Here is a 25,351-nt window from a genome sequence, read left to right as displayed (position 1 = left end):
GGCCACCCCGGTCCCTTGGCCCTCGGTGTCCCAGACCCCGGCCTCCCGGTCCCCGGCCCGTTCGTCCTCAGTCCGCGATCGGCAGATACACCCGGTTCCCCGCCGCCGCGAACTCCTTGGACTTCTGGGCCATGCCCTCCTCGATCTCGGTCCGGTTGCCGCCGTGCTCGCGGCGGATGTCCTGGCTGATCTTCATGGAGCAGAACTTCGGCCCGCACATGGAGCAGAAGTGGGCCGTCTTGGCGGGCTCGGCCGGGAGGGTTTCGTCGTGGAACTCGCGGGCCGTGACGGGGTCGAGGGCCAGGTTGAACTGGTCCTCCCAGCGGAACTCGAAGCGGGCGTCGGAGAGGGCGTCGTCCCAGTCCTGCGCGCCGGGGTGCCCCTTGGCGAGATCGGCGGCGTGGGCGGCGATCTTGTAGGTGATGACGCCGGTCTTGACGTCGTCCCGGTTGGGCAGCCCGAGGTGTTCCTTCGGCGTGACATAGCAGAGCATCGCCGTCCCCCACCAGGCGATCATCGCCGCGCCGATGCCGGACGTGATGTGGTCGTACGCCGGGGCGACGTCCGTCGTCAGCGGGCCGAGCGTGTAGAAGGGGGCCTCGTCGCAGATCTCCTGCTGGAGGTCGATGTTCTCCTTGATCTTGTGCATCGGGACGTGCCCGGGGCCTTCGATCATCGTCTGGACGTCGAACCGCCGCGCGATCCTGTTGAGTTCACCGAGCGTGCGCAACTCCGCGAACTGCGCCTCGTCGTTGGCGTCCGCGATCGAGCCGGGCCGCAGCCCGTCGCCGAGGGAGTACGTGACGTCGTACGCGGCGAGGATCTCGCACAGTTCCTCGAAGTTCTCGTACAGGAACGACTCCCGGTGATGCGCGAGGCACCAGGCCGCCATGATCGAGCCGCCGCGCGAGACGATGCCGGTCTTGCGGTTCGCGGTGAGCGGCACGTACGCGAGGCGGACGCCCGCGTGCACCGTCATGTAGTCCACGCCCTGCTCGGCCTGTTCGATCACCGTGTCCTTGTAGATCTCCCAGGTCAGCTCCTCGGCCCGGCCGTCGACCTTCTCCAGCGCCTGATACAGCGGCACCGTGCCGATGGGGACGGGGGAGTTGCGCAGCACCCACTCGCGCGTGGTGTGGATGTTGCGGCCGGTCGAGAGGTCCATGACCGTGTCGGCGCCCCAGCGCGTCGCCCAGGTCATCTTCTCGACCTCCTCCTCGATGGAGGACGTCACCGCCGAGTTCCCGATGTTCGCGTTGACCTTCACCAGGAACCGCTTGCCGATGATCATCGGCTCGATCTCCGGATGGTTGACGTTGGCCGGCAGCACCGCCCGCCCCGCCGCGATCTCCTCCCGGACGACCTCGGGGTCGACGTTCTCCCGGAGCGCCACGAACTCCATCTCCGGCGTGACCTCGCCCCTGCGGGCGTACGTCAACTGCGTGGCCGGCTGCCCGTCCCTGCTGCGGCGCGGCAGCCGGGGCCGGCCCGGGAAGACGGCGTCCAGATTCCGCAGCCCGCCCCGCGGCGAGGTGTGCTTGACCCCGTCGTCCTCGGGGCGGACCGGACGGCCCGCGTACTCCTCGGTGTCGCCCCGGGCGATGATCCAGTTCTCCCGCAGTGGCGGCAGCCCCCTGCGGACGTCCGTCTGCGCGGACGGGTCGGTGTACGGGCCGGACGTGTCGTACAGCGTGACCGACTGGCCGTTGGTGAGGTGCACTTGACGGACCGGCACGCGCAGGTCGGGGCGCGAGCCCTCGACGTACGCCTTGTGCCAGCCGATGGACTTCCCGGCCTCGCCGCTCTCGTCGGCCGTGCTCGCGCTGGCCGCGTTCTGCGTGGAGGCAGGGGTGCGTGCGTCCTTGATGGTCATGAGACCTACTCCCTACGCCGGCATTACCCGGTAACAGGTTCAGCGGTCGACGCAGCCGCTTCCGCCCGCCGATGTTTCATGTGAAACATCACTCGAACTCGGTGACGTTTCACGTGAAACACCGCGAAGACGGAGGTCAGCGCCCTCTCAGCCCGGTGCTCCGAGCTCCCGCGTGTGCAAAGGTGCCTCCACGCTAGCGGTATTTGTGGCGCGGTGAACAGTGGGCCTCTGCCGTTCTTGCGATGATCGGTCGGTGACCACGACACCCCGCTCCCCGTTCCCCCCTCCGCCCGAGCCCCCTCGCCGGCCGGGACCGGGAGGCGGCCCCGGCCACACACCGGGCGACCCACAGGACTTCGGGACGGGGGACGGGTACGGGGATGGGGGGCGGGGGTCGGAACAGGGCCGGGGGGCCGGTGCCACTGGTCCGGGCTCACTCGGTCCGGGCTCACTCGGTTCCGGCGCTGCTGATCCCGGCTCGGCTCATCCCGGCGCCGGTGACATCGGCTCAGCCGGCCCTGGCTCGCTCGGTCACGGCGTCGGCGGCTTCGGCTCAGCTGATCCCGGCTCGGCCGGTCCCGGCGCTCCTGGCCCCGGCTCGGTCGGCCCCGGCGTTGCCGGTCCCGGCTCTTCCCGTCCCGCCGGTCCCCCGTTCTCCGGCCCGGCGTCGGGAGGCCGGCCCGCCGGCCGCCTCGGCTCGCTCCAGCGACGGGGCCCGCTGCTGAGGGGCGCCCCCGACGCGCCTCAGCCCCAACAGCGGTACGGCGTAGGCCCCGTCTCCCGCCCGGAGGACACCGGCCCGACGCCCCGGATCCAACGCCCGGCATACGAGAGCGGGCCGGTACCGAGGGTGCCGATGCACGAGAGCGGGCCGGTGCCGATGGCCTCCGCGCACGACAGCGGCCCAGTCCCCCGCGTTCCGGGACCGGCCGACGGCCCCGCACCTCAACTGCCCCCGCACGACAGCGGCCCGGTACCGAGGATGCCCGCGCACGACAGCGGCCCGGTGCCCGGGATGCCCGCGCACGACACCGGCCCCATCCCCCAAGCCTCCGCTCACGGCAACGGCCCGGTCCCCGGTGTCCCCAGCCACGACAGCGGCCCGACCCCCCGCATCCCTGGCCACGATGCCCACGCTCACGCCCACGAAAGCAACACCGAGCACAGCGGCTCCGGACCAGGCGGGTACCCCCACAACCACCCCCCGCACGGCGGCGGTTCCGGCGATTCCCACGGCGGCGATTCGCACGGCGGCGGAGGCCACGGCGGCAGCCACTCGCACGGACACAGCCACAGCCACGGCCCCGCCGCCCCCGTCTCCCGGCACCTGCGCAAGGTGATCGGCGCGGTCCTGATCCCCTTCGCGGCGGCGGTCCTCGTCGGCCTGGTCGTCCTGTGGCCCGGCGGAGCCCCACCGCACGAGCGGACCGGCGTCGGGTTCGACCGGCAGACGCAGCAGGCGACGGTCACGAAGGTCGAGAAGCTGAGCTGCGCCTCGGTGAACGCGGGGGGCGTGCCCCCGACCGGCGACACCTCGACCGCCGAGGGCTCCTCGGCCGTCCAGCAGGCGAACGGCACCTGCAAGCGCGCGACGATCCGGGTGGACACCGGCAAGGACAAGGGCCGGACGTTCACGGAGATCGTCCAGCCGGACCAGTCACGCCAGTTGGAGCAGGGCGAGAAGGTCGTCGTCGCCTACGAGCCGTCCGCGCCGAGGGACCTCCAGTACTCGGTCGCCGACGTCAACCGGCGTTTCCCGATGGCGCTGCTGGCCGGCATCTTCGCGATCGCCGTCGTGGTCGTCGGCCGGCTGCGGGGCGTGATGGCGCTGGTCGCGCTGGCGATCAGCTTCCTGATCCTCAACTTCTTCATCCTGCCCGCGATCCTCCAGGGCTCGAACCCGCTGGTCGTGGCGGTGGTGGGGGCGAGCGCCATCATGCTGATCGCGCTCTACCTGTGTCACGGACTCTCCGCGCGGACGTCGGTCGCGGTGCTCGGGACGCTGATCTCCCTGGTCCTGATCGGCGTCCTGGGCCTGCTGTTCAACGACTGGGCCGCGCTGACCGGCAACACGGACGACAACACCGGCCTGATCCACGGCCTGTACCCGTCGATCGACATGAGCGGTCTCCTGCTCGCCGGCATCATCATCGGCTCGCTCGGCGTCCTGGACGACGTGACGGTCACCCAGACCTCGGCGGTCTGGGAGTTGCACGAGGCGAACCCGACGATGGGCTGGCGCGGGCTGTACCGGGCGGGCATCCGCATCGGCCGCGACCACATCGCGTCGGTCGTCAACACCCTCGTCCTCGCCTACGCGGGCGCCGCCCTGCCGCTGCTGCTGCTCTTCTCCATCGCGAACAGCGGCATCGGCACGGTCGCCAACAGCGAACTGGTCGCCGAGGAGATCGTCCGCACCCTGGTCGGCTCGATCGGCCTGGTCGCCTCGGTCCCGGTGACGACGGCCCTGGCGGCCCTGGTCGTCTCGGCGGACCGCCCGGACACCAAGACCGCGACGGCGACGGCGACATCGGCGCCGGCTCAGGCCCCCGCACGGGGATCCCGGGGCCGGCGCCGCAAGCGCTGACCGGCGCACGCACGAGCCGGGGGCGCACAACCGGCCCCGGCTCAGGCCCCCACCCCAGCAGAACCGTTCCTGCACCAGCTCCGGCCCGCTGAAGCGTTTCCCCCACCGGCGAAAAGCGGCGCGGCCACTCTCACCCGGCGCTCTGCTCCTCCGCCAGGATCCGCCCCAACGCCTCGTCGAGATGGGCGTCGAAGTCGGCGAAGGACGCCTCCTGCCCCAGCGGGACCACCCGGTCCGTGCGGTCGAGGAAGGCGATGAGGGGAGCGGCGGAGGAGCGGAACACCGCCTGGTCCGCGCCGACCTGAAGGCGGATGAGGACGTCGCCGAGGGATTCCGGCTCGGCGGGTGCGACCCGCACGTCCCCCTCGCCGCAGGGCCGCCCCACCCCGTCGATCAGCAGCTCCCGCCCGAACGTCCAGGTCACGGGCGCGTCCCCGGGAAGGTGGAAGGTGAGCCGGACGGCATACGGGTCGTAGGACTCGTATGCCAGCTCGACCGGGATCCGGAAGGAAAGCTCCTCGGAGACGAGGAAGCTCATCATGACCTCTGCCTGAACTGTCTGTACGGACTCGCGCATCGCCTTACCCCGTGTCTGTGCCGTCGACTGGCCGGGAATGTACCTGTGCCACTGCATCGCATCTTGCTGAACGTACACAATGGATCACAAGCAGTGATTTTTCAGATGCTGATAGAGAGCGCGAGCGCCCCCGCCGCCCGCCCGATCTCCCGCTCCAGCTTCCGCACGGCGGGCAGCAGCCGTTCGGCCTGGCGCACCGGCAGGGAGAGCGCGACGGTCGCGGTCATGGCCCCCAGCGTGATGGGCAGCGCCGCGCAGACCGTGCCCAGCAGATACTCCTGCCGCTCGGTGACGGCGGCGGCGCGTCCGGCCCCGGCGAGCCGGCGCAGCAGGCTGTGGCTGTCGCGGACGGTGTACGGCGTGAGGGTGCGCGCCGGGTAGCGGTCGAGGTGGTCGCGGCGCGAGCCCTCGTCGAGCTGGGCCAGCAGGCACTGCCCGATCGCGTGCGCGTGCCCGGTCTCGCGGAAGTCGGCCCACTGCTCGACGGCGGGGGACTCGGGGGTGTCGGCGACGTGCAGCGTCTCGATCTCGCCGCCCCGGTACACGGCGTAGTAGACGGGCGCGCCGATCTCGTCGCGCCAGTGCGCGAGGGTGTCGACGAGCGTGCTGCGACGTTTCTGCGCGGCACCTGCCGAGGCCAGCCGCTCGGCCGCCTCGCCGAGGAAGAACAGGCCCTTGTCGCGCCGCAGATAGCCCTCGTGGACCAGGGTGCGCAGCAGGTGGTAGGCGGTGGGGAGGGCGAGGCCGGTCTCTCTGGCCAGTTGTTTGGCCGGGGCGCCGTAGGGGTGTCCGGCGACGGTCTCCAGCAGACGCATCGCGCGCTGGACGGAGCCGATGAGGGTGGTCGTGGGGTGGGGCTGTTCGGGGACGGCCGCGGGGGCGGGCCGGGGCGGGAGGGTGCGGCCGGGCGGGCGGGAGGGGGGTGCGCCCGGTTCCGCGGGGGAGAGGTCAGCCGTGGCCAAGGGGCACTCCCGGAGCGCGAGGGTGGTCCGTGCGGGGCGCGTCGCCCCGCGTCGAATTCCGGACTCTAACGGCCCCGCGCGGGCCGTTGCCGCGCTGCGCGGGAAACTTCCCCCGCCCGAGGGAACGGGTGCTCCCTGTTACCGGTACCCGGCGCCCCCGGCGGCTCCGGGCGGCCCCGTCGGCGTCACCAGTCGCCGCGCGAGGAGGAGCTGCCGGCCGTGAACTTCCGTACGACGTACACCAGTCCGCCGACCAGCGCGACGAACACCAGCACCTTGAACAGCAGGCCGATCACGAAGCCGACGACGCTGGCTATCAGGCCGCCGAACACGACCAGGGCGATGACCGGCACCGCGACCCACTTCACCCACCACGGCAGTCCCGCGAAGATCTCTCGCATCGCCCTTGTCCCCATCTGTGCTCCGGCCGGCGGCCCTTGCCACCGGCCCTTTTCGGATGTCCTGCTTCGATGCTAGATCTCCGGGGTGCCCCCGCGGGGGCCTCGCACCCCTTGTCCTCCCCTGATCCGTCCCCTAGGGGAAGCGGGGGTTCCGGCGTCCACCGCAAGCGGGAGACGAGCGCGCGCGGCCTCAGCCCTCCGGCGGCCTCAGCCCTCCGGCGGGGAGAACACCACGAGCACCCGCAGGTCCTCGCTGATGTGGTGGAACTTGTGGGCGACCCCGGCCGGCACGTACACCACGCTGCCGCGCGCGACCTCGGTCGTCTCCATGCCGACGGTGATCGACGCGCGCCCGCTGACGACGAAGTAGACCTCGTCCTGGTTGTGCGGGTTCTGTGGATCGTGGGTGCCCGCGTCGAGGGCGTACAGGCCGACCGACATGTTCCGCTCGCGCAGGAACTGCAGGTAGGCGCCGTCGTTGGCGGCTCGTTCCGCCTCCAGTTCGTCCAGCCGGAATGCCTTCATCGTCCTCGTCCCGCTCGTGGCCCGTGTAGGTCGTCGATCTCTCTGGAACGATCACATACATGAAAAATTTCGTAGTCAAGACGATCGCCAACGCGGGCGCCCTGGCGGTCGCCGTCTGGCTGCTGGACAAGATCACCCTGACCGGTGACAGCACCGGCAAGAAGATCGTCACCCTGCTGCTCGTCGCCCTGCTCTTCGGCCTCGTGAACTTCCTGGTCAAGCCGGTGGTGAAGGTGCTGACCTTCCCGCTGTTCATCCTGACGCTCGGTCTGATCACGCTGGTCGTCAACGCCCTGATGCTGCTGCTGACCTCGTGGCTGGCCGACAAGCTCGACCTGAGCTTCCACGTGGAGGGCTTCTGGACGGCCGTCGCCGGCGGTCTGATCATCTCCGTCGTCTCCTGGGCGCTGCACCTGGCCCTGCCCGACGAGGACTGAGCCCGCGATGGCCTACCGCGTCTGTTTCGTCTGCACCGGCAACATCTGCCGCTCGCCGATGGCCGAATCGGTGTTCCACGCGCGCGTGGAGGACGCCGGGCTCGGTCACCTCGTCGAGGCCGACAGCGCCGGTACGGACGGCTGGCACGAGGGCGAGGGCGCCGACCCGCGCACGGTCGCCGTCCTCCAGGAGCACGGGTACGCCACCGGCCACACGGCCCGCCGTTTCGACCGCTCCTGGTTCACCGGGCTCGACCTGGTGATCGCCCTCGACTCCGGCCACCTCAAGGCTCTGCGCCGCCTCGCCCCCACCCCCGAGGACGCCCGCAAGGTCCGTCTCCTGCGCTCCTACGACCCCGCCGCGCACGACGGCGACCTCGACGTCCCCGACCCGTACTACGGGGGCCGTGCGGGCTTCGAGGAGTGCCTTGAGATGGTGGAGGCGGCGAGCGACGGCCTGCTCGCAGCCGTGCGGCAGGAGCTGGAAGGACGTACGACATGACCGAAGGTCCCCTGGGCGAGGGCACGCGCGCGGTACGCGCGGGGCTGCCCGATCCCGTCAAGCACGAACCCGCCCTGCCAGGACCGGTCTTCGCCGCCCACTACCACCTCCCGGGCGAGCCGACCGGCCCCTACGCCTACGGCCGCGACGAGAACCCCACCTGGACGCTCCTGGAGAACGCCGTCGCCGAGCTGGAGGCGCCCGGCGAGGACGGCGTCGAGACCCTGGCGTTCGCCTCCGGGATGGCCGCGATCTCGGCCGTCCTCTTCTCCCAACTGCGCTCCGGCGACGCCGTCGTGCTCCCGGACGACGGCTACCAGGCGCTGCCCCTGGTGCGCGCGCAGTTGGAGGCGTACGGCATCGAGGTGCGCACCGCGCCGACCGGCGCCGACGCGCAACTGGCGGTGCTGGACGGGGCGAAGCTGCTGTGGATCGAGACGCCGTCGAACCCGCGGTTGGACGTGTGCGACGTCCGGCGGCTCGCCGGCGAGGCCCACGCGCGCGGGGCGCTGGTCGCCGTCGACAACACGCTCGCCACGCCGCTCGGACAGCGCCCGCTGGACCTCGGGGCGGACTTCTCCGTCGCGAGCGGCACGAAGCAGCTCAGCGGGCACGGTGACGTGCTCCTCGGGTACGTGACGGGCCGCGCGGGGGAGGCGATGACGGCCGTGCGGCGCTGGCGCAAGATCGTCGGGGCGATCCCGGGGCCGATGGAGGCGTGGCTGGGGCACCGGTCGCTGGCGACGCTGCCGCTGCGGGTGGACCGGCAGAGCGCGAACGCGCTGGCCGTCGCCGAGGCGCTGGCGAAGCGGCCCGAGGTGAGCGGGGTGCGGTATCCGGGGCTGCCCGGCGACCCGTCCCACGAGGTCGCGGCACGGCAGATGCGACGGTACGGGTGCGTCGTCTCGTTCACCCTCGGCTCACGCGCGCGTGCGGAGCGGTTCCTCGACGCGCTGCGGCTCGTGGACGACGCGACCAGTTTCGGCGGGGTGCGCTCCACGGCCGAGCGGCGCGGGCGCTGGGGCGGCGACGCGGTCCCGGAGGGCTTCATCCGGCTCTCGGTGGGCACCGAGGACACCGAGGACCTGGTCGCGGACGTGCTGCGGGCGCTGGCGGAGTCGGCGGGCTGAGCGCGGGGCATGACGGACGGTCCGAACCTCCCCCCTCGTGGTTCGGACCGTCCTCGGCCTTCGCGCCGCCCCTCCCCAGTTCCGCGCGAAGAACCGCCCGAATAAGGCTAGTTGACTCTGTGTCAGTGTCCAATCACAGTAAAGACAGAGACCTATCGGCATATTTATGGTTGGGCGGGAGGGGGCCGGCCGTGGACCTGGCCTTGCTGCGCACCTTCGTGACGGTGCACCGGGCCGGTTCCTTCACTCGTGCCGCCGCGCTGCTGGGCCTCTCCCAGCCCGCCGTCACCTCGCAGATCCGCACCCTGGAACGGCAGGTGGGCCGCCCGCTGTTCCTGCGCCAGGCCCGGGGCGTCACCCCGACGACGACCGGTGACGAACTCGCCCACAAGGCCGCCCCGCACCTCGACGCGCTGGTGGAGATCGCCGAGAGCGGCCTCGACGACGCGTCCTGGCTGCGCACCCTGCACCTCGCGGGACCGCCCGAGTTCACGGCCGAACAGGCCCTGCCCGCGCTCACCGAACTCACCCGAGACGACGGCCAGGGGCTCGCCCTGCGCGCCTCCTTCGGCACCGCCGAGGAAGTCCTCGAAGGACTCGCGGCGGGCCACCACGACCTCGCCATCAGCACGGCCCGCCCGCGCGGCGCGCTGCTGACGGCGACCCCGCTGTGCGACGAGGAGCACGTCCTGGTCGCCGCCCCGCGCTGGGCCGCGCGGATCGACACCGGACGGCTGCGCCGCGCGGGCGCGTCCGCGCTGGAGAACCTGCCCGTCGTCGAGGTCCACGAGTCGCTGCCCCTGGTCGCCCGCTACTGGGCCGCCGTCTTCGACTCCTTCCCGGCCGCCTCCGCCACGGTCGTCGTCCCCGACCTGCGCGCGGTCCTCGCCTGCGCGGTCGCGGGCGCGGGGCTCGCGGTCCTGCCCCGCTACCTCTGCACGGGCGCCCTGGAGCGCGGGGACGTCGTCGCCCTGCACGATCCGCCGGTGCCGCCGCTGCGGACGTACTTCCTGGTCGTGCGGACGGGGACGCTGGCGATGCCGCATATCGCGCGGGCGCACGAGAGGCTGTTGCGGGCGGCGGCGCAGTGGCGGTGAGCGGTCGTGCCGGATGTTTCACGTGAAACCGCCAGGCATGTTTCACGTGAAACCACGAGGCATGTTTCACGTGAAACCATGCGGGCCACATTCCTTCCATGACCGTCCGACCCGTGGTCAAACGCACCGCCCGCGCCGTTCTGCTGGACGGTGACGATCTGATCCTGATCAAGCGCACCAAGCCCGGCATGGACCCCTACTGGCTCACCCCCGGCGGGGGCGTCGAGCCCTACGACGAGACCGTCGTGGAGGCCCTGCACCGCGAGGTGTACGAAGAACTCGGCGCCAAGATCACCGATGTGGTCCCCTGCTTCGTCGACACCGTCGAGCACATCGGCGAGGACGCCAGCGCGACCGGCGTGAAGGTGCAGCACTTCTTCGTCTGCCATCTGGAGTCCATGGACCCGGCGCTCAGACACGGCCCCGAGGTGGACGAGCCCGTCGGCGAGTACGAGATCGTCCGTGTCCCGTTCACCCGGGTCGGGATCGCCTCCGTCCACCTCGTCCCGCTGTCGCTGCGGCACTATCTGGACGGCAACATCGAGGGGGTGCGTGCCATGCACGCACCCGATCTCGGCTGACCCTCAGCCGGCGGCGACCAGTTCGGCCACCGAGTCGTGGCGTATCCGTTCCTTCGGGATGCCCGCGCCGCGCAGTGCGTTCACGCCGCTGCGGATCATGCCGACCGGGCCCGAGATGTACGCGTCGTACTCGGTCCAGGGGCCGAACGTGCGGATGGCGTCCGGGAGCTGGAGCAGGCCGTCCTTGTCGACGACCGGGCGGACCTCCAGCCAGGAGTGGGACTGCTTGAGGCGGAGCATGGTGTCGATGTCGTAGAGGTCGTGGTCGGTGCGGGCACCGTAGAAGACCTCCATCCGGCGCCGGGCGCCGTGCTCGGCGACGTCCTCGACCAGGGCCTTGATGGGGGCGATGCCGGTGCCGCCGCCGAGGCAGAGCAGGCCACTGTCACGGGTGTGGTCGATCGTCATCGACCCGGCCGGCGGGCCCAGCCTGATCACGTCGCCGGGCTGGGCGCGGTGCACGAGCGCGTTGGAGACCCAGCCCGCCGGGACCGCCTTCACGTGGAACGACAGCAGGCCGTCGGAGCGGGGCGCCGAGGCGAAGGAGTAGTGCCGCCAGATCCTCGGCCACCACGGCGTCTCCAGGCTCGCGTACTGGCCCGCGAGGAACGGGTACGGCTGGTCGGGCCTGACCGTGAGGACGGCTATGTCCTGCGTCCTCAGCTCGTGCGAGACGATCTCCGCCTGCCACCACGCGGGGGCGCGCAGTTCGTCCACGGCCGCCGCGTCGATCATCACCTGCGAGATCGTCGTGTACGTCCGCACCCACGCCGCCTCGGTCTCCTTGTCCCACACGGACGCGGCGTACTTCGCCAGCGCCTCGATCAGGCACTCGCCGACGGCCGGGTAGTGCTCGGGGCGGGTGCCGTACTTGCGGTGCCCCCGGCCGAGGTTCTGGAGGTATCCGACGAGCACCGGCGTGTTGTCGATGTGCTCGGCCGCCGTCAGCAGCGCCTTCAGCAGCCGGTCGCGCTGGGCGTCCATCGCGGGCGGGAACAGCGGGCGCAGGTCCGGGTGGCGGACGAAGAGGAGCGCGTAGAAGTACGACGTGACCTTGTCGGACACCGACCCGATGGCGGACATCGTCCGGCGCACCAGCACGGCGTCCGGCGACCCCTCCACGACGGGGGCCGGCTCAGCGACCTCCAACGTCTCGGGCACGAAGGGGCGGAAGGCGTCCGGGATGGGCTGGGCGGGGTCCTGAGGGGCGCTCTGGGCTGTCGGCCGGGAGAAGTCGGCGGCGGGCCGGAAAGCGTCGGGGACGTACGAGCCGGGGGCCTCGGGCTGGGGCTGGGCGGTGTCCGGGGTGGCGTCGTGGGCGAGGGGGGCTTGTGCCGGCGCGCTCTCGGCGGGGGTGTCGTGCGGAGGCGGGGTCTGCGCGGGCGGGTTCAGGTTCGGGGCGAACGGCCGCAGCAGCTCGGCGTCGGGCTGGGGGGTTTCCTGAGGCAACGGGCGCGGGAGGTCGCCCTCGGCCCGGGGGGCTTCCTGAGACAACGCTCGCGGCAGGTCACCCTCAGGCCGAGTGGCTTCCTGAGCGAACGGCCCCGGCAACTCGCCCTCAGGCCGGGCGCCCTCATGAGGCACCTCGTGCGGCAGCTCGGTCTCGGGGCGGGGAGCGTCCTGGGGGAACGGCCGGAAAGCCTCGGGCTGCGGCGAGGGCGACGGGTTCTCGGCGGTGGCCGAGCGGGGTTCCTCCGCGACGACCGGACGCGTCTCCCCCTCGGCGCCCGCGCGGGACTCCTCGGGGAGCGTGCGGTGGTGGTCCTCGGACGGCGTCAGGGAGGCGGGCGGGGTCTGCGGTGGGCCCGTCAGGTGCGCGGTGTCGGTCGGAGCCGGTGCCGTCAGGTGCGCGGCTTCAGCGGGCGGCGGCCCGTTCGGGGCGGTGCGCTGGGCCGGTACCTGGAACGCCTCGGACGGGGCAGCGGACGCGAGGTCGGCGGCCGGGAAGCCGGCGGGCGGCGTATCGCCGGGGCGGCGCGGCGGTATGGGCGACGACAGCGGCGGTACCGCAGTCGCGGGCGCCGGTATGAGCTTGGGGAGCAAGGTGGTCGCGGGATCGAAAGGCGCCGGGGCCGAGGGGGCGGTCACCTGGGCCGACGGCGTGGCTGTTCGGGCGTCGGCGTCCGTGTGCCCGAAGTCGGGCGCCGCGTCAGTGGCCGTCCGTCCGAGGTCCCGCTGCGCACCGGCGTCCGCTTGGCCGAAGTCCCGCTGCCCGCCGAGGCTCTGCTGCCCGCCGAGGCTCTGCTGTCCGCCGAAGCTCTGCTGCCCGCCGGCGTCCACGCGGCCGGAGCCCTGCGTGTCGCCGGATGCCGCCGTGCCCCGCCCCACCGGGCGCAGTCCGGCCAGGCGGCGGCCTTCCGTGGCCTGGGGTTCGGTGCCCGGTGACTCGGAGGCCGGTGGGGTGCCGGGAGCCGACGTCGGCTGTTTGCGCGGCGTGAACCAACCCTCTCCGCCGCCGGACGTGCCGTTGTCGGCCGACGTGGTGGCCGGAGCGTCCATCGTGTGCCTCGCCTCGAACATCTTTTCGGTCGGTCTGCACTCCCTGCCTCGGGAAGTGCCTGCTCCCCCGCAAACGGCTGTGCCTGTCGGTTCGGTTCCGCAGCCGTCTCGCCCACAGGGCAGCATCCCACCCCCACCTGGATGCCCTGGCCGTATCACCGCGAATGCGGGTCCTCGATCTCTCCGTCCCGTTAGGCTGCGTCGTCTCGTTTCAGGCTCAATCGGAGTCGACCATACCGGCCGCAGGGGACCGCACAAGCCCCGCCTGCCCCTCACCTGGGTCTTACCGTGGGGCGTTTCGCCGTTTCACTCAACTACCGGGCGCGGCACATCAATTCGTTTGTTTGTTGGTTTCACGTGAAACATGGAACTCCCCTCGCCCACCGCGGCCTCGTCCGGAACCCCCACTCCGGGCACGTGCCCATGGCATGGCCAAAACCACGTATGTCTCCCGGGAAACGGGTGGACGCCGGGCCCACCGGTCGGACAGCCTGGCCTCCGTGTCGACTCCTTCCCCCACCGCCCTCCCCATCCGCCGCCTGACCCGCAACGACCTCCTCGCGTGCGCGGACTTGTCCGAGAACCGGGGGTGGCCGCGCGAAGAGCACAAGTGGGGCCTCCTCCTCACCGCCGGACAGGGCTACGGCATCGACGACCCCGAGGGCGGCCTGGTGGCCGCGTGTGTCGTCACCGAGTACGGCCCTCAGGAGCGCCCCGACCTCGCGGCGATCGGCATGGTCCTGGTCGCCGAGCGGCACGCCCGCCAGGGCATCGGACGCCGGTTGATGCGGCACGTCCTCGCCGCGCAGGGCACGACCCCGCTGACCCTGCACGCGACGCCGAACGGCCGTCCGCTCTACGAGGAGCTGGGCTTCAAGGCGACCGGCCGGGCCGAGATGCTGGTGGGCCACTTCGTCCCGGCGCGGCAGCGGCCGACGGTCGCCACGCGGGCGGCGACGGCCGACGACCTCGCGGGGATCCTGCGGCTGGACGGGGAGGTGTTCGGCGTCGACCGCACCCATCTGCTCACCCGGTTGCCCGCCTTCGCCGACCAGCTGAGGGTCGCCGAGGCCGACGGCCGGCTCACCGGTTACGCCGCCGCCTGGCCCAACATGGACACGCACGTCGTGGGCCCGCTCGTCGCCCACGACACGGAGACCGCCAAGGCCCTCGTCGCCTCCCTCGCCGAGCACACCGACCGCCCGCTGCGCACCGACGTCGACGTGCGCCACGAGGAGCTGCTGGCCTGGCTGAAGGAACGGGGCCTGGCGGGTGTCGCCTTCAACTCCGTGATGACGTCCGGCATCCCCGCCCTCCCCGGCGACTGGACCCGCCGCTTCGCCCCGCTGACGGTGGCGGCGGGATAACGCCGGCCGGGCCTCAGCGGCGGGCGGCGGCCCACTGCCGCGCCGTCCCCTCCTCCGCGCTCCCGGACCCCGCGACCACGGCGCTCGGCGTGCCCCGGCGTTCCAGTCCGGCCGACAGGACGGCGAGCAGCAGCGCGGCGGCGGCGAGGGCGGCGCCGACCCAGTTCGGGGAGGTGTAGCCGTGGCCCGCGTCGATGACGAGGCCGCCGAGCCAGGCCGCGAGCGCGTTGCCGAGGTTGAAGGCGCCGATGTTCACGGCCGAGGCCAGCGTCGGCGCCCCGTGCGCCTGGTCCAGCACCCGCTTCTGGAGCGGCGGCACGGTCGCGAAGCCCAGGGCGCCGATCAGGACGACGGTGACGGCCGCGAGCGCCTTGCTGTGCGCGGTGACGGTGAAGAGGGCCAGGACGACCGCCAGGGCGCCCAGCGAGACATACAGCATCGGCATGAGCGCGCGGTCCGCGTACCGGCCGCCGACGAGGTTGCCGGTGACCATGCCGAGGCCGAGGAGGACCAGCAGCCAGGTGACGGAGCTGTCCGCGAACCCGGTGACGTGGGTCGCCATCGGCGCGATGTAGGTGATGGCCGCGAAGACGCCGCCGAAGCCGAGGACGGTCATCCCCATGGCGAGCAGGACCTGCGCGTTCTTGAAGACGGCGAGTTCGTGGCGCAGCCGGACCCCCTCCGGCCTGGGCAGGTCGGGGACGAGCCGGGCGACCCCGGCCAGGCCGACCACGCCCAGCGCGGCGACGATGCCGAAGGTGACGCGCCAGCCGGCGTGCTGCCCGACGAGCGTGCCGAGCGGGACGCCGACGACGTTGGCGACGGTCAGGCCGGTGAACATCATCGAGATGGCGCCGGCCTTCTTGTCCGGGGCGACCAGGTCGGCGGCGACGACCGCGCCGATACCGAAGAAGGCGCCGTGGGCGAGTGAGGCGACCACGCGGCCGGCGAGCATCACGGCGAAGACGGGGGCGACGGCGGAGAGCACGTTGCCGGCGATGAACAGGCCCATCAGCAGCATCAGCATCCGCTTGCGGGACACCTTGGTGCCGAGGGCCGTCATCAGCGGGGCGCCGAGCATCACGCCGAGGGCGTAGCCGGTCACGAGGTAGCCCGCGGTGGGGATGGAGACGCCGTAGTCGGCGGCGACCTCGGGCAGCAGGCCCATGATCACGAACTCGGTCGTGCCGATGCCGAAGGCCCCGATCGCGAGGGCCAGGAGCGCGAGAGGCATGGGGAGAGACACCTTCTCTGATGATTGCGTGAGCGGTTTACCTTCACCGACAATACTTGCAGACGCTCTATATCGGCAAGCGCGCACTATTGCGGAGCTGCCCTATCCTGGTGACGACCGCTCTGGGACGGAGGAAGGCCCATGACCGCGACGGACCCCGCGCTCACCGCTCTCGCCCAGGGGTGGTGCGCCCTCTCCCTGCTGCACGGCAGGATCGAGAGCCACATCGAACGCGCCCTCCAGTCCGGACACGGGCTGAGCGTGCGCGAGTACTCCCTGCTGGACGTGCTCAACCGGCAGCACGACGGGGACGGCGGCCACCTCCAGATGAAGCAGGTCGCCGACGCGGTCGTGCTCAGCCAGAGCGCCACGACCCGCCTCGTGACCCGCCTCGAAGACCGCGGGCTCCTGGAGCGCTACCTCTGCCCCACCGACCGCCGGGGCATCTACACGAACGTCACCGAGGCCGGGCTGAAGCTCCTGGAGGAGGCCCGGCCGACCAACGACCGGGCGCTGCGCGAGGCACTGGACGCGGCGGCCGAGGACCCCGAACTGGCCCCGCTCGTCCGCGCCGTGGAGACCCTGAAGACACCGGCCGCCGCCTGACTCCCGGGCCCGCATAGGCTGCCGATCATGGGAGATCTCGAAACAGCCGGCCTGACCATCCGAAGCGCGGACGCCGGTGACCTGTCCGCGATCGTCGCCCTCCTCGCGGACGACCCGCTCGGCGCGCAGCGGGAGTCGCCGGACGACCTCACGCCCTATCTGGCCGCCTTCGACCGGATCAGCGGCGACCCCAACCAGCGTCTCGTGGTCGCCGTCCGCGAGGGGCAGGTCGTCGGGACCCTCCAGCTCACGATCATCCCGGGGCTCTCCCGCAAGGGCAGCACGCGGTCGATCATCGAGGCCGTGCGGGTGCGGGCCGACGAGCGGGGCAGCGGGCTGGGGACGCGGTTCATCGAGTGGGCCGTCGAGGAGTCACGCCGTGCGGGGTGCCAGTTGGTGCAGCTGACGTCCGATGCCACACGGACCGATGCGCACCGGTTCTATGAGCGGCTGGGGTTCGTGGCGTCGCACGTGGGGTTCAAGCTGGCGCTGTGAGCGCGCCGGGATGTTTCACGTGAAACATCCTCGCCGGAAACCCGCCCTCCTGGCCCCCGCCTCGCTCAGCCGATCCCCCGCCACCCCTCCGGGTCCACCCCGCCCGGTACCACCGTCTCGTCGTCGTACGGCTGCCGCGTGAAGACGAACGAGCCGAGGTCGAGGTGGCTCACGGTGCCGTCAGGGCGGCGTACGGGGGTCAGGAGTTCGCCGGCGTAGTACCCCTCCAGGCCGGTCCAGGTGCCGTCGCCGTTGGGCTCGAAGCGGGACTGGCGGCCGGCGCGGGCCAGGGGAGCCAGGGACAGGAGGCCGTCGGCGGTCCAGCGCAGGGCGAAGCCGTAGGTGCCCCAGTACCACTGGCCGACCAGCTCCAGGACGGCCGGCTCGACGTGCTGGAGCGGCTTCCAGGGCTCAGGGATGCGCGGCTCGGCCTCCGCGACGATCCGGACGAGATCGGCGCCCAGAGAGCCGAGCAGGAGCCCCGAGGTGCAGTTGGCGAGGGCGACGGCCGCGACGTCGTCGGCGAGGGAGATCGTGAGGTTGGCGAGGAAGCCCGGCAGCGAGCCGGAGTGGCCGAACAGGAGCCGTCCGTCCTGGTGCTGGAGCTGGAGGCCGAGCCCGTATCCGGAACCCGCGGCGAGGTCCGGGGCCTCGGAGGGCGCCGCCGGGGCCCGCATCTCCCGTACCGTCGCGGCGCTCAGCACCCGGTCGTCGCCGTTCGCCAGGAACACCGCGAACCGCGCGAGGTCCCGTGTCGTCGACCAGAGCTGTCCGGCCGGGGCCATCCGGCCCAGGTCCTCCAGAGGCTCCGGCAGCATGGCGTCGGCCCAGGGATGCACCGCCCAGCCGCCCGCGTGCGGCATCCGGGGGTGGGCGCTCGTCCGGTCCAGGCCCAGGGGTTCGAGCACTTCGCGCCGCAGCGCCTCCTCCCAGGAGACGCCCCGCACCGCCTCGACCAGCGCGCCGAGCAGGGTGTAACCGGGGTTGGAGTAGTGGAACCTGCGCCCGCCGGGGTGCGGCACCGGCCGCTCGCCCAGCACGTCGGCCAGCTCCGGCCGCAGCGATCCCGGCGTCCGTTCCCACCACGGCCCCGGCGACTCCGCCGCCAGGCCGCCCGTGTGCGCGAGGAGTCCGGCGACGGTCGCCTCCCCCACCCCCGTGCCGGGCAGGTGCTTCTCCAGCGGGTCGGCGAGGTCGATCAGCCCCTCGTCCCGCAGCCGCATGACGAGTACCGCCGTGAACGTCTTGGTGATCGACCCGATCCGGTACTGCACGTCCCCGTCGGGCCCGTGCCCGTCCACCGACGTCCGGGACCCCTCCCACACCACCCGCCCGCCCCGCACGACGGCGGCGACGAGCGAGGGCGCCCGCCCTTCGGACTGGGCGACGGCGACGCGGTGCAGCAGCGCGCGCCGGGTGCCGGGCAGCAACTCTTCCTGAGGTGTCGTCATGGACCCCAGTGCATCAGGTCTGTGCCATGTCCACGAAACGTGAATAGTGGCCCTGGAAGGCGACCGTGATCGTGGCCGTGGGGCCGTTTCGGTGCTTGCCGACGATGATGTCGGCCTCGCCGGCGCGGGGGGACTCCTTCTCGTAGGCGTCCTCGCGGTGCAGCAGGATGACCATGTCGGCGTCCTGCTCGATGGAGCCGGACTCGCGGAGGTCGGAGACCATCGGCTTCTTGTCGGTGCGCTGCTCGGGACCACGGTTCAGCTGGGAGAGCGCGATGACCGGGACTTCGAGTTCCTTGGCGAGGAGCTTGAGGTTACGGGACATGTCCGAGACCTCCTGCTGACGGCTCTCGGAACGCTTGCCGCCGGACTGCATGAGCTGGAGGTAGTCGATGATGACGAGCTTGATGTCGTTGCGCTGCTTCAGGCGGCGGCACTTCGCGCGGATCTCCATCATCGAGAGGTTCGGCGAGTCGTCGATGTAGAGGGGGGCGGCGGAGACCTCGGGCATGCGGCGCGCGAGCCGCGTCCAGTCCTCGTCGGTCATCGTGCCGGAGCGCATGTGGTGCAGGGCGACCCGCGCCTCGGCGGACAGCAGGCGCATCGCGATCTCGTTGCGGCCCATTTCGAGGGAGAAGATGACGCTGGCGAGGTTGTTCTTGATCGACGCCGCGCGCGCGAAGTCCAGCGCGAGCGTCGACTTGCCCATGGCGGGGCGGGCCGCGATGACGATCATCTGACCGGGGTGCAGCCCGTTGGTGAGGGAGTCGAGGTCGGTGAAGCCGGTCGGCACACCGGTCATCTCGCCGCTGCGCGAGCCGATCGCCTCGATCTCGTCGAGCGCGCCCTCCATGATGTCGCCGAGCGGCAGGTAGTCCTCGCTGGTGCGCTGCTCGGTGACGGCGTAGATCTCCGCCTGGGCGCGGTTGACGATCTCGTCGACGTCGTCGTCGCCCGCGTAGCCCATCTGGGTGATGCGCGTGCCCGCCTCGACCAGGCGCCGCAGCACGGCGCGCTCGTGCACGATCTCGGCGTAGTACTCGGCGTTGGCCGCGGTCGGCACGGTCTGGACGAGGGTGTGCAGGTAGGAGGCCCCGCCCACCTTGTTGATCTCGCCGCGCTTGGTCAGCTCGGCGGCGATCGTGATGGGGTCGGCCGGCTCGCCCTTGGCGTAGACGTCGAGGATCGCCGTGTAGATCGTCTCGTGGGCCGGCTTGTAGAAGTCGTGGCCCTTCAGGATCTCGACGACGTCGGCGATGGCGTCCTTGGACAGGAGCATGCCGCCGAGGACGGACTGCTCGGCGTCGAGGTCCTGCGGGGGGACGCGCTCGAAGGCCGCGGCGCCGTCCCACTCGCCGCCCTCGCGGCCCCGGTCGTGCTGGTCGTCACGGCCGCCCCGGCCGCCGCCCTCGCCCCGGCGGCGCGTCGGGGGGAGACGATCACTGGGGCCGCTGTCCGCCCACGGGTCGTCCAAGGGCTCGGAAACGCTCACCGAGCCACCTCCTCCCGTCCGCCGAGCGGACCTCGCCGTGCCTCATTTCTACGGCACGGCACTGACAAATGAGAGGCCCAACTCCGGTTGTGGCGCGTCGGATTTGCGGTGGTTTCCCAGGCCGACGGTCGGAGCGGGCGCCGGACCACGGTAGGCCCGTCTGCACCGTCAGCCAATCTGGTTATCCACAGGCCATGTGGACGAAGGCCCGGATGCTGTGGACAACTCCCCGAAACCTGTGCACGAGTCGGTGGACAGTGCTGTGAACAAGCCCTCTACTTTTTCTGCCGACCCCCTCTGACCTGCGGTTTCCTCATCCACTGGCTGTGCAGAAGAAAAACTTCCCCAGTCGGCCCAAGATGACCTCGAACAGCGCACGAAAGGACACGGAGCGAGACGATCAGTAAGGGTCCATACTCGCTTGCGACACTTACCTGTGGACGATTAGATTGGTGTTCATGACATCGGCCCCCACGACCACCAAGGCCATCAGACGCCGGCACGACCGGGAGATCGTCGCGCTGGCCGTCCCGGCCTTCGGCGCACTCGTCGCCGAACCCCTTTTCGTCCTCGCCGACAGCGCGATCGTGGGCCACCTCGGCACGGCGCAACTCGCCGGACTCGGCGTCGCCTCCGCCCTGCTGACGACGGCCGTCAGCGTCTTCGTCTTCCTCGCCTACGCCACCACGGCCGCCGTCGCGCGCCGCGCGGGCGCCGGTGACCTCCCGGCCGCGATCCGCCAGGGCGTGGACGGCATCTGGCTCGCCCTGCTCCTCGGCACCGCCGTCATCGTCGCCGTCCTGCCCTCCGCGCGAGCCCTCGTCGACCTCTTCGGCGCCTCCGCGACCGCCGCGCCGTACGCGACGACCTATCTGCGCGTCTCCGCCCTCGGCATCCCGGCCATGCTGATCGTCCTCGCCGCGACCGGGGTCCTGCGCGGCCTCCAGGACACCAGGACGCCGCTGTACGTCGCCGTCGCGGGGTTCGTCGCCAACGCGGGACTGAACGCCGGGCTCGTCTACGGCGCCGGGCTCGGGATCGCGGGGTCCGCGTGGGGCACCGTCATCGCGCAGTGGGGGATGGCCGGGGCCTACCTCGTGGTCGTCGTCCGGGGCGCCCGCAGGCACGGCGCCTCGCTGCGGCCGGACGCCGCCGGGATCAGGGCCTCCGCGCAGGCGGGCGCGCCGCTGCTGGTGCGGACGCTCTCCCTGCGGGCCATGCTGATGATCGCGACCGCCGTCGCCGCCCGCCTCGGGGACGCGGAGATCGCCGCCCACCAGATCGTGCTGTCCCTGTGGAGCCTGCTCGCCTTCGCGCTGGACGCCATCGCGATCGCCGGGCAGGCCATCATCGGGCGCTATCTGGGCGCCGGTGACGCCGAGGGCGCCCGCAACGCCTGCCGGCGCATGGTGGAGTGGGGCATCGCCGTCGGCGTCGGCCTCGGCATCCTCGTCGTCCTCACGCGCCCCCTCTTCCTCCCCCTGTTCACCGGCGATCCCGGGGTGAAGGACGCCGCCCTGCCCGCCCTGATCCTCGTCGCCCTCTCCCAGCCGGTCAGCGGCATCGTCTTCGTCCTGGACGGCGTCCTCATGGGCGCGGGCGACGGCCCCTACCTGGCGGGCGCGATGCTGACGACCCTCGCGCTCTTCGCCCCGGTCGCCCTCCTCATCCCCACCCTGGGCGGCGGCCTGACGGCCGTCTGGGCGGCGATGACGCTGATGATGACGATCCGCCTGGTGACGCTGTGGCTGCGCACACGCTCGGGAAGGTGGATCGTGACGGGAGCTGTGCGCTGACCGTTTCACGTGAAACATCGCCTGGTTTCACGTGAAACGTCGCCCCCCAGCCCTGCCGAGGCCCGCCGAGGACATGAAAAGGGGCCGTACCCAGCGGGTACGGCCCCTTTCTCAGCTGTTCAAGCCGAGCGCAGCGTCACGCCGCGACAACCTCGATGTTGACCTTGGCGGCAACCTCGGGGTGCAGGCGCACAGCGGCCTCGTGGGCGCCGAGCGTCTTGATGGGCGAACCCAGCTCGACGCGGCGCTTGTCGACCTTCGGGCCACCGGCGGCCTCGATCGCCGAAGCGACATCAGCCTGGGTGACGGAACCGAAGAGGCGGCCGGCGTCGCCGGAGCGAACGGCCAGACGGACCTTCACGCCTTCGAGCTGGGCCTTGACGCTGTTGGCCTGCTCGATGGTCTGGATCTCGTGGATCTTGCGAGCACGACGGATCTGCTCGACGTCCTTCTCGCCGCCCTTGGTCCAGCGGATCGCGAAGTTCCGCGGGATCAGGTAGTTACGGGCGTACCCGTCCTTGACGTCGACGACGTCGCCCGCGGCACCGAGGCCGGAGACCTCGTGGGTGAGGATGATCTTCATGTGTCGGTCACCCTTCCCTTATCGAGCGGTGGAGGTGTAGGGCAGCAGCGCCATCTCACGGCTGTTCTTCACAGCCGTGGCGACGTCACGCTGGTGCTGCGTGCAGTTGCCGGTCACGCGGCGGGCACGGATCTTGCCGCGGTCGGAAATGAACTTCCGCAGCATGTTCGTGTCCTTGTAGTCCACGTACTGGACCTTGTCCTTGCAGAACGCGCAGACCTTTTTCTTAGGCTTGCGCACAGGCGGCTTCGCCATGATGTTTCTCCTGTGTGATCAAGAAGTGGGGGTAAGCCCGCCCTAGAAGGGGGGCTCGTCCGAGTAGCCGCCGCCGCCCTGGCCGCCGCCGGAGTTTCCACCCCAGCCGCCGCCACCGCCGCCGCCCTGGTTGCCGCCGGCGGGAGCACCGCTCGCCCACGGGTCGTCGGCCGGAGCGCCGCCGCCCTGCTGCGAGCCGCCGCCCCAGCCGCCGCCACCCTGGCCGCCGCCGTAGCCGCCCTGACCGCCGCGGTTGCCGCCACCGGCACCACCGCTGGTCTTGGTGACCTTGGCCGTGGCGTTGCGCAGGCTGGGGCCGACTTCCTCGACGTCCAGCTCGTAGACCGTGCGCTTGACACCCTCACGGTCCTCGTAGGACCGCTGCTTCAGGCGGCCCTGCACCATGACGCGCATGCCTCGCTGAAGCGACTCCGCGACGTTCTCCGCCGCCTGGCGCCAGACCGAGCAGGTCAGGAACAGGCTCTCGCCGTCCTTCCACTCGTTCGTCTGGCGGTCGAAGGTGCGGGGAGTGGACGCGACACGGAACTTCGCGACCGCCGCACCGGAGGGGGTGAAGCGCAGCTCGGGGTCGTCGACAAGATTGCCGACGACCGTGATGACGGTCTCGCCTGCCATGGGGAACCTCTCGGCGGGTTTGCTGCTCTGGCTGCTTGCTGCTACTCGAATCCCGGAACCGCTGGAGCCGAAGCTCAGTGGGTCTCGGGGCGGAGGACCTTGGTCCGGAGGACCGACTCGTTCAGGTTCAGCTGGCGGTCGAGCTCCTTGACGACCGCAGGCTCGGCCTGCAGGTCGATGACCGAGTAGATGCCCTCGGGCTTCTTCTTGATCTCGTACGAGAGACGACGACGGCCCCAGGTGTCGACCTTCTCGACCTTGCCGTTGCCCTCACGGACGACGGACAGGAAGTTCTCGATCAGGGGGGCGACAGCGCGCTCCTCCAGATCGGGGTCGAGGATGACCATCACCTCGTAGTGACGCATGTGGAACCCACCTCCTTCGGACTCAGCGGCCACGGTCGTTCCGTGGCAGGAGGGTTGTGATGCGTGCGCCACGGTGCCCCTGGCTGGGCCAGGACAGACACCGGTGCAGACGGTACAGACTACCCGCACACCCGGTTGCGGTTGAAATCCGGCCGCCCCGGCCGTCAATCTGTACCCATCGGGTGTGTACGGCGCTACGATGCGCCGCCTTCCGCAGGAGGTGCCCCATGGCACAGGCATTGCGACCCAACACCGCCGGCTCCCTCTTCGCCACCGACGGCAGGCCCCATCCCCTCCAGGACACGCTGCTCGCGGTGACCCTGGTCCTCGGGATCACGGCCTTCGTCACGGCGATGTTCCACCACCTGCATCTGCTCAGCTCCTGGACCGGCCTGGTGGGGATCTTCACCGGCGCCTACGGGCAGTGGGTCTCCGAGACCACCCGCGAGCGCTTCGGGCTGATCCTGGGTCTCGGCGCCGCCGCCATGGGCTTCTTCCTCGGCATGGCCCACGGCGGACTCTTCGGCGGAGTCATCGGCGGCTGAGGCGGCTGGGGCGGCTGGGGCGGCTGACCGCCGACGCGGAACACCGGATACCGCCCCGCGCGTACGACGCGTAGGGCGGCTACGACACCTGACGGACCGTGACAGCCGTACCCCGGCCCGAACTCAGGTTCCGTACGCCCAGTCGAGGCGCGCGCGGGGCGCAGTAGGCTTCGGCGCTAGAGCCGGAGCCCCTGTACCCATGGGGACACACCAGCCCGAGGAGCGCCCCGAATGAGCCTGACCCTGAGGACGATCAGCCGCGAGCAGCATCTGGCGTACATCCAGAGCCTGCCGGCGGCGAGCCACATGCAGGTACCGGCATGGGCTGACGTCAAGGCGGAATGGCGTTCGGAGAGCCTGGGCTGGTTCGACAAGGCCGGCCAGCTGGTCGGCGCCGGCCTGGTGCTGTACCGCCAGCTCCCGAAGATCAAGCGCTACCTGGCCTACCTGCCCGAGGGCCCGGTCATCAACTGGTACGCGCCGAACCTGACGGAGTGGCTGGAGCCGATGCTCGCGCACCTGAAGCACCAGGGCGCGTTCTCCGTGAAGATGGGCCCGCCGGTGATCATCCGCCGCTGGGAGGCGGGCTCCATCAAGGCCGGCATCCAGAACCCGGACGTGAAGCGGCTGCGCGACATCGAGGCCGACTTCATCGAGCCGCGCGCCTTCGAGGTGGCCGACAAGCTGCGCCGGATGGGCTGGCAGCAGGGCGAGGACGGCGGGGCCGGCTTCGGCGACGTCCAGCCGCGCTACGTCTACCAGGTGCCGCTGGCGAACCGGTCCCTGGAGGATGTCCACAAGAACTTCAACCAGCTGTGGCGCCGCAACATCAAGAAGGCCGAGAAGGCCGGCGTCGAGGTCGTCCAGGCCGGCTACCACGACCTGGAGGAGTGGCAGCGGCTGTACGAGATCACGGCCGTGCGCGACCACTTCCGGCCGCGTCCGCTGTCGTACTTCCAGCGCATGTGGTCGGCCCTCAACTCCGAGGACCCCAACCGGATGCGGCTGTACTTCGCCCGGCACAACGGGGTGAACCTGTCGGCGGCGACGATGCTGATCGTCGGCGGGCACGTCTGGTACTCCTACGGTGCCTCCGACAACATCGGGCGCGAGTTCCGGCCGTCCAACGCGATGCAGTGGCGGATGCTGCGGGACGCGTACGCGCTCGGCGCGACCGTCTACGACCTGCGCGGCATCTCGGACTCGCTGGACGAGACCGACCACCTCTTCGGCCTGATCCAGTTCAAGGTCGGCACGGGCGGCCAGGCCGCCGAGTACCTGGGCGAGTGGGACTTCCCGCTCAACAAGCTGCTCCACAAGGCGCTCGACATCTACATGTCGCGCCGCTGACCTCC

At 71.3% G+C, this 25,351-nt stretch carries 25 protein-coding genes; 12 read left to right on the top strand and 13 right to left on the bottom strand.

Features of this window, described 5'->3' with window-relative positions:
* Positions 1–67 precede the first annotated feature (67 nt).
* On the bottom strand, positions 68–1,873 hold the full coding sequence (thiC, locus tag IAG44_RS20950; RefSeq protein WP_246561941.1) for a phosphomethylpyrimidine synthase ThiC: 1,806 nt from the start codon (positions 1,871–1,873) through the stop codon (positions 68–70).
* A gap of 1,015 nt (positions 1,874–2,888) precedes the next feature.
* Between thiC and IAG44_RS20945 the strand changes: the two genes are divergently transcribed.
* The gene (locus IAG44_RS20945) at positions 2,889–4,460 is read left to right on the top strand and encodes a YibE/F family protein (protein WP_425508530.1); all 1,572 of its coding nucleotides are present in this window, start codon (positions 2,889–2,891) and stop codon (positions 4,458–4,460) included.
* A 130-nt stretch (positions 4,461–4,590) separates the two neighbouring features.
* Here IAG44_RS20945 and IAG44_RS20940 read toward each other — a convergent pair whose 3' ends face one another.
* The 4 genes from IAG44_RS20940 to IAG44_RS20925 all read right to left on the bottom strand — a co-directional run bounded on the left by IAG44_RS20940 (position 4,591) and on the right by IAG44_RS20925 (position 6,925).
* Entirely contained in the window at positions 4,591–5,037 is a 447-nt protein-coding gene (locus IAG44_RS20940) for an SsgA family sporulation/cell division regulator (RefSeq protein ID WP_187748616.1), read from the bottom strand.
* Positions 5,038–5,138: 101 nt separating this feature from the next.
* On the bottom strand, positions 5,139–5,999 hold the full coding sequence (locus IAG44_RS20935) for an IclR family transcriptional regulator (protein ID WP_246561939.1): 861 nt from the start codon (positions 5,997–5,999) through the stop codon (positions 5,139–5,141).
* 185 nt (positions 6,000–6,184) lie between these two features.
* A complete protein-coding gene (locus IAG44_RS20930; RefSeq protein ID WP_187748615.1) occupies positions 6,185–6,400 on the bottom strand; it encodes a DUF5326 family protein in 216 nt (71 codons plus the stop codon).
* Positions 6,401–6,607: 207 nt separating this feature from the next.
* Positions 6,608–6,925, bottom strand: coding sequence for a cupin domain-containing protein (locus IAG44_RS20925; RefSeq protein WP_187748614.1), 318 nt, complete (start codon positions 6,923–6,925; stop codon positions 6,608–6,610).
* Between the two features lie 59 nt (positions 6,926–6,984).
* Here IAG44_RS20925 and IAG44_RS20920 point away from each other — a divergent pair, with 59 nt between their 5' ends.
* The 5 genes from IAG44_RS20920 (at position 6,985) to IAG44_RS20900 (ending at position 10,672) form a co-directional block, all read left to right on the top strand.
* Complete coding sequence (locus tag IAG44_RS20920; RefSeq protein ID WP_187748613.1) at positions 6,985–7,362, top strand: phage holin family protein; 378 nt, start codon at positions 6,985–6,987, stop codon at positions 7,360–7,362.
* Positions 7,363–7,369: 7 nt separating this feature from the next.
* Entirely contained in the window at positions 7,370–7,864 is a 495-nt protein-coding gene (locus IAG44_RS20915) for a low molecular weight protein-tyrosine-phosphatase (protein WP_187748612.1), read from the top strand.
* Positions 7,861–8,994, top strand: coding sequence for a cystathionine gamma-lyase (locus IAG44_RS20910; RefSeq protein WP_187748611.1), 1,134 nt, complete (start codon positions 7,861–7,863; stop codon positions 8,992–8,994). Before IAG44_RS20915 ends, IAG44_RS20910 begins: the two co-directional genes overlap by 4 nt.
* A 191-nt stretch (positions 8,995–9,185) precedes the next feature.
* Positions 9,186–10,091, top strand: a complete 906-nt coding sequence (locus IAG44_RS20905; protein WP_187748610.1) for a LysR family transcriptional regulator — start codon at positions 9,186–9,188, stop codon at positions 10,089–10,091.
* A gap of 98 nt (positions 10,092–10,189) precedes the next feature.
* Positions 10,190–10,672 (top strand): NUDIX domain-containing protein, encoded by a 483-nt coding sequence (locus tag IAG44_RS20900; RefSeq protein WP_187748609.1) that lies wholly within the window; start codon positions 10,190–10,192, stop codon positions 10,670–10,672.
* A gap of 3 nt (positions 10,673–10,675) precedes the next feature.
* Here IAG44_RS20900 and IAG44_RS44785 read toward each other — a convergent pair whose 3' ends face one another.
* Entirely contained in the window at positions 10,676–13,171 is a 2,496-nt protein-coding gene (locus IAG44_RS44785) for a globin domain-containing protein (protein ID WP_425508461.1), read from the bottom strand.
* 500 nt (positions 13,172–13,671) lie between these two features.
* Between IAG44_RS44785 and IAG44_RS20890 the strand changes: the two genes are divergently transcribed.
* A complete protein-coding gene (locus IAG44_RS20890) occupies positions 13,672–14,538 on the top strand; it encodes a GNAT family N-acetyltransferase (RefSeq protein WP_187748608.1) in 867 nt (288 codons plus the stop codon).
* Positions 14,539–14,551: 13 nt separating this feature from the next.
* Here IAG44_RS20890 and IAG44_RS20885 read toward each other — a convergent pair whose 3' ends face one another.
* Positions 14,552–15,772 (bottom strand): MFS transporter, encoded by a 1,221-nt coding sequence (locus IAG44_RS20885; protein WP_187748607.1) that lies wholly within the window; start codon positions 15,770–15,772, stop codon positions 14,552–14,554.
* 141 nt (positions 15,773–15,913) lie between these two features.
* Here IAG44_RS20885 and IAG44_RS20880 point away from each other — a divergent pair, with 141 nt between their 5' ends.
* On the top strand, positions 15,914–16,378 hold the full coding sequence (locus IAG44_RS20880; protein WP_187748606.1) for a MarR family winged helix-turn-helix transcriptional regulator: 465 nt from the start codon (positions 15,914–15,916) through the stop codon (positions 16,376–16,378).
* Positions 16,379–16,405: 27 nt separating this feature from the next.
* Positions 16,406–16,873, top strand: coding sequence for a GNAT family N-acetyltransferase (locus IAG44_RS20875; protein ID WP_187748605.1), 468 nt, complete (start codon positions 16,406–16,408; stop codon positions 16,871–16,873).
* Positions 16,874–16,938: 65 nt separating this feature from the next.
* Here the strand turns inward: IAG44_RS20875 and IAG44_RS20870 are convergent, their stop codons facing one another.
* The gene (locus IAG44_RS20870) at positions 16,939–18,324 is read right to left on the bottom strand and encodes a serine hydrolase domain-containing protein (RefSeq protein WP_187748604.1); all 1,386 of its coding nucleotides are present in this window, start codon (positions 18,322–18,324) and stop codon (positions 16,939–16,941) included.
* A 13-nt stretch (positions 18,325–18,337) separates the two neighbouring features.
* Positions 18,338–19,816, bottom strand: a complete 1,479-nt coding sequence (gene dnaB, locus IAG44_RS20865; protein ID WP_187748603.1) for a replicative DNA helicase — start codon at positions 19,814–19,816, stop codon at positions 18,338–18,340.
* A gap of 458 nt (positions 19,817–20,274) precedes the next feature.
* Between dnaB and IAG44_RS20860 the strand changes: the two genes are divergently transcribed.
* Entirely contained in the window at positions 20,275–21,612 is a 1,338-nt protein-coding gene (locus tag IAG44_RS20860) for an MATE family efflux transporter (RefSeq protein WP_187748602.1), read from the top strand.
* Between the two features lie 136 nt (positions 21,613–21,748).
* Here IAG44_RS20860 and rplI read toward each other — a convergent pair whose 3' ends face one another.
* From rplI to rpsF, 4 genes are all read right to left on the bottom strand, one after another.
* Positions 21,749–22,195: a 50S ribosomal protein L9 gene (gene rplI / locus IAG44_RS20855; RefSeq protein WP_055719654.1), complete on the bottom strand. Its 447-nt coding sequence runs from the start codon at positions 22,193–22,195 to the stop codon at positions 21,749–21,751.
* Positions 22,196–22,213: 18 nt separating this feature from the next.
* Complete coding sequence (gene rpsR / locus IAG44_RS20850) at positions 22,214–22,450, bottom strand: 30S ribosomal protein S18 (RefSeq protein ID WP_006381652.1); 237 nt, start codon at positions 22,448–22,450, stop codon at positions 22,214–22,216.
* 42 nt (positions 22,451–22,492) lie between these two features.
* Entirely contained in the window at positions 22,493–23,086 is a 594-nt protein-coding gene (locus IAG44_RS20845; RefSeq protein ID WP_187748601.1) for a single-stranded DNA-binding protein, read from the bottom strand.
* A 74-nt stretch (positions 23,087–23,160) separates the two neighbouring features.
* On the bottom strand, positions 23,161–23,451 hold the full coding sequence (gene rpsF / locus IAG44_RS20840; protein WP_007383258.1) for a 30S ribosomal protein S6: 291 nt from the start codon (positions 23,449–23,451) through the stop codon (positions 23,161–23,163).
* A gap of 227 nt (positions 23,452–23,678) precedes the next feature.
* Between rpsF and IAG44_RS20835 the strand changes: the two genes are divergently transcribed.
* Both IAG44_RS20835 and IAG44_RS20830 read left to right on the top strand, forming a co-directional pair.
* A complete protein-coding gene (locus tag IAG44_RS20835) occupies positions 23,679–23,996 on the top strand; it encodes a hypothetical protein (protein ID WP_187748600.1) in 318 nt (105 codons plus the stop codon).
* Positions 23,997–24,227: 231 nt separating this feature from the next.
* The gene (locus IAG44_RS20830) at positions 24,228–25,346 is read left to right on the top strand and encodes a lipid II:glycine glycyltransferase FemX (RefSeq protein WP_187748599.1); all 1,119 of its coding nucleotides are present in this window, start codon (positions 24,228–24,230) and stop codon (positions 25,344–25,346) included.
* Positions 25,347–25,351 lie beyond the last annotated feature (5 nt).

It is taken from the genome of Streptomyces roseirectus (assembly GCF_014489635.1).
Taxonomy (GTDB): Bacteria; Actinomycetota; Actinomycetes; order Streptomycetales; family Streptomycetaceae; genus Streptomyces; species Streptomyces roseirectus.
Note: the sequence above shows the minus strand (reverse complement) of the source record. Positions and strands in the feature narration are given on the sequence as shown.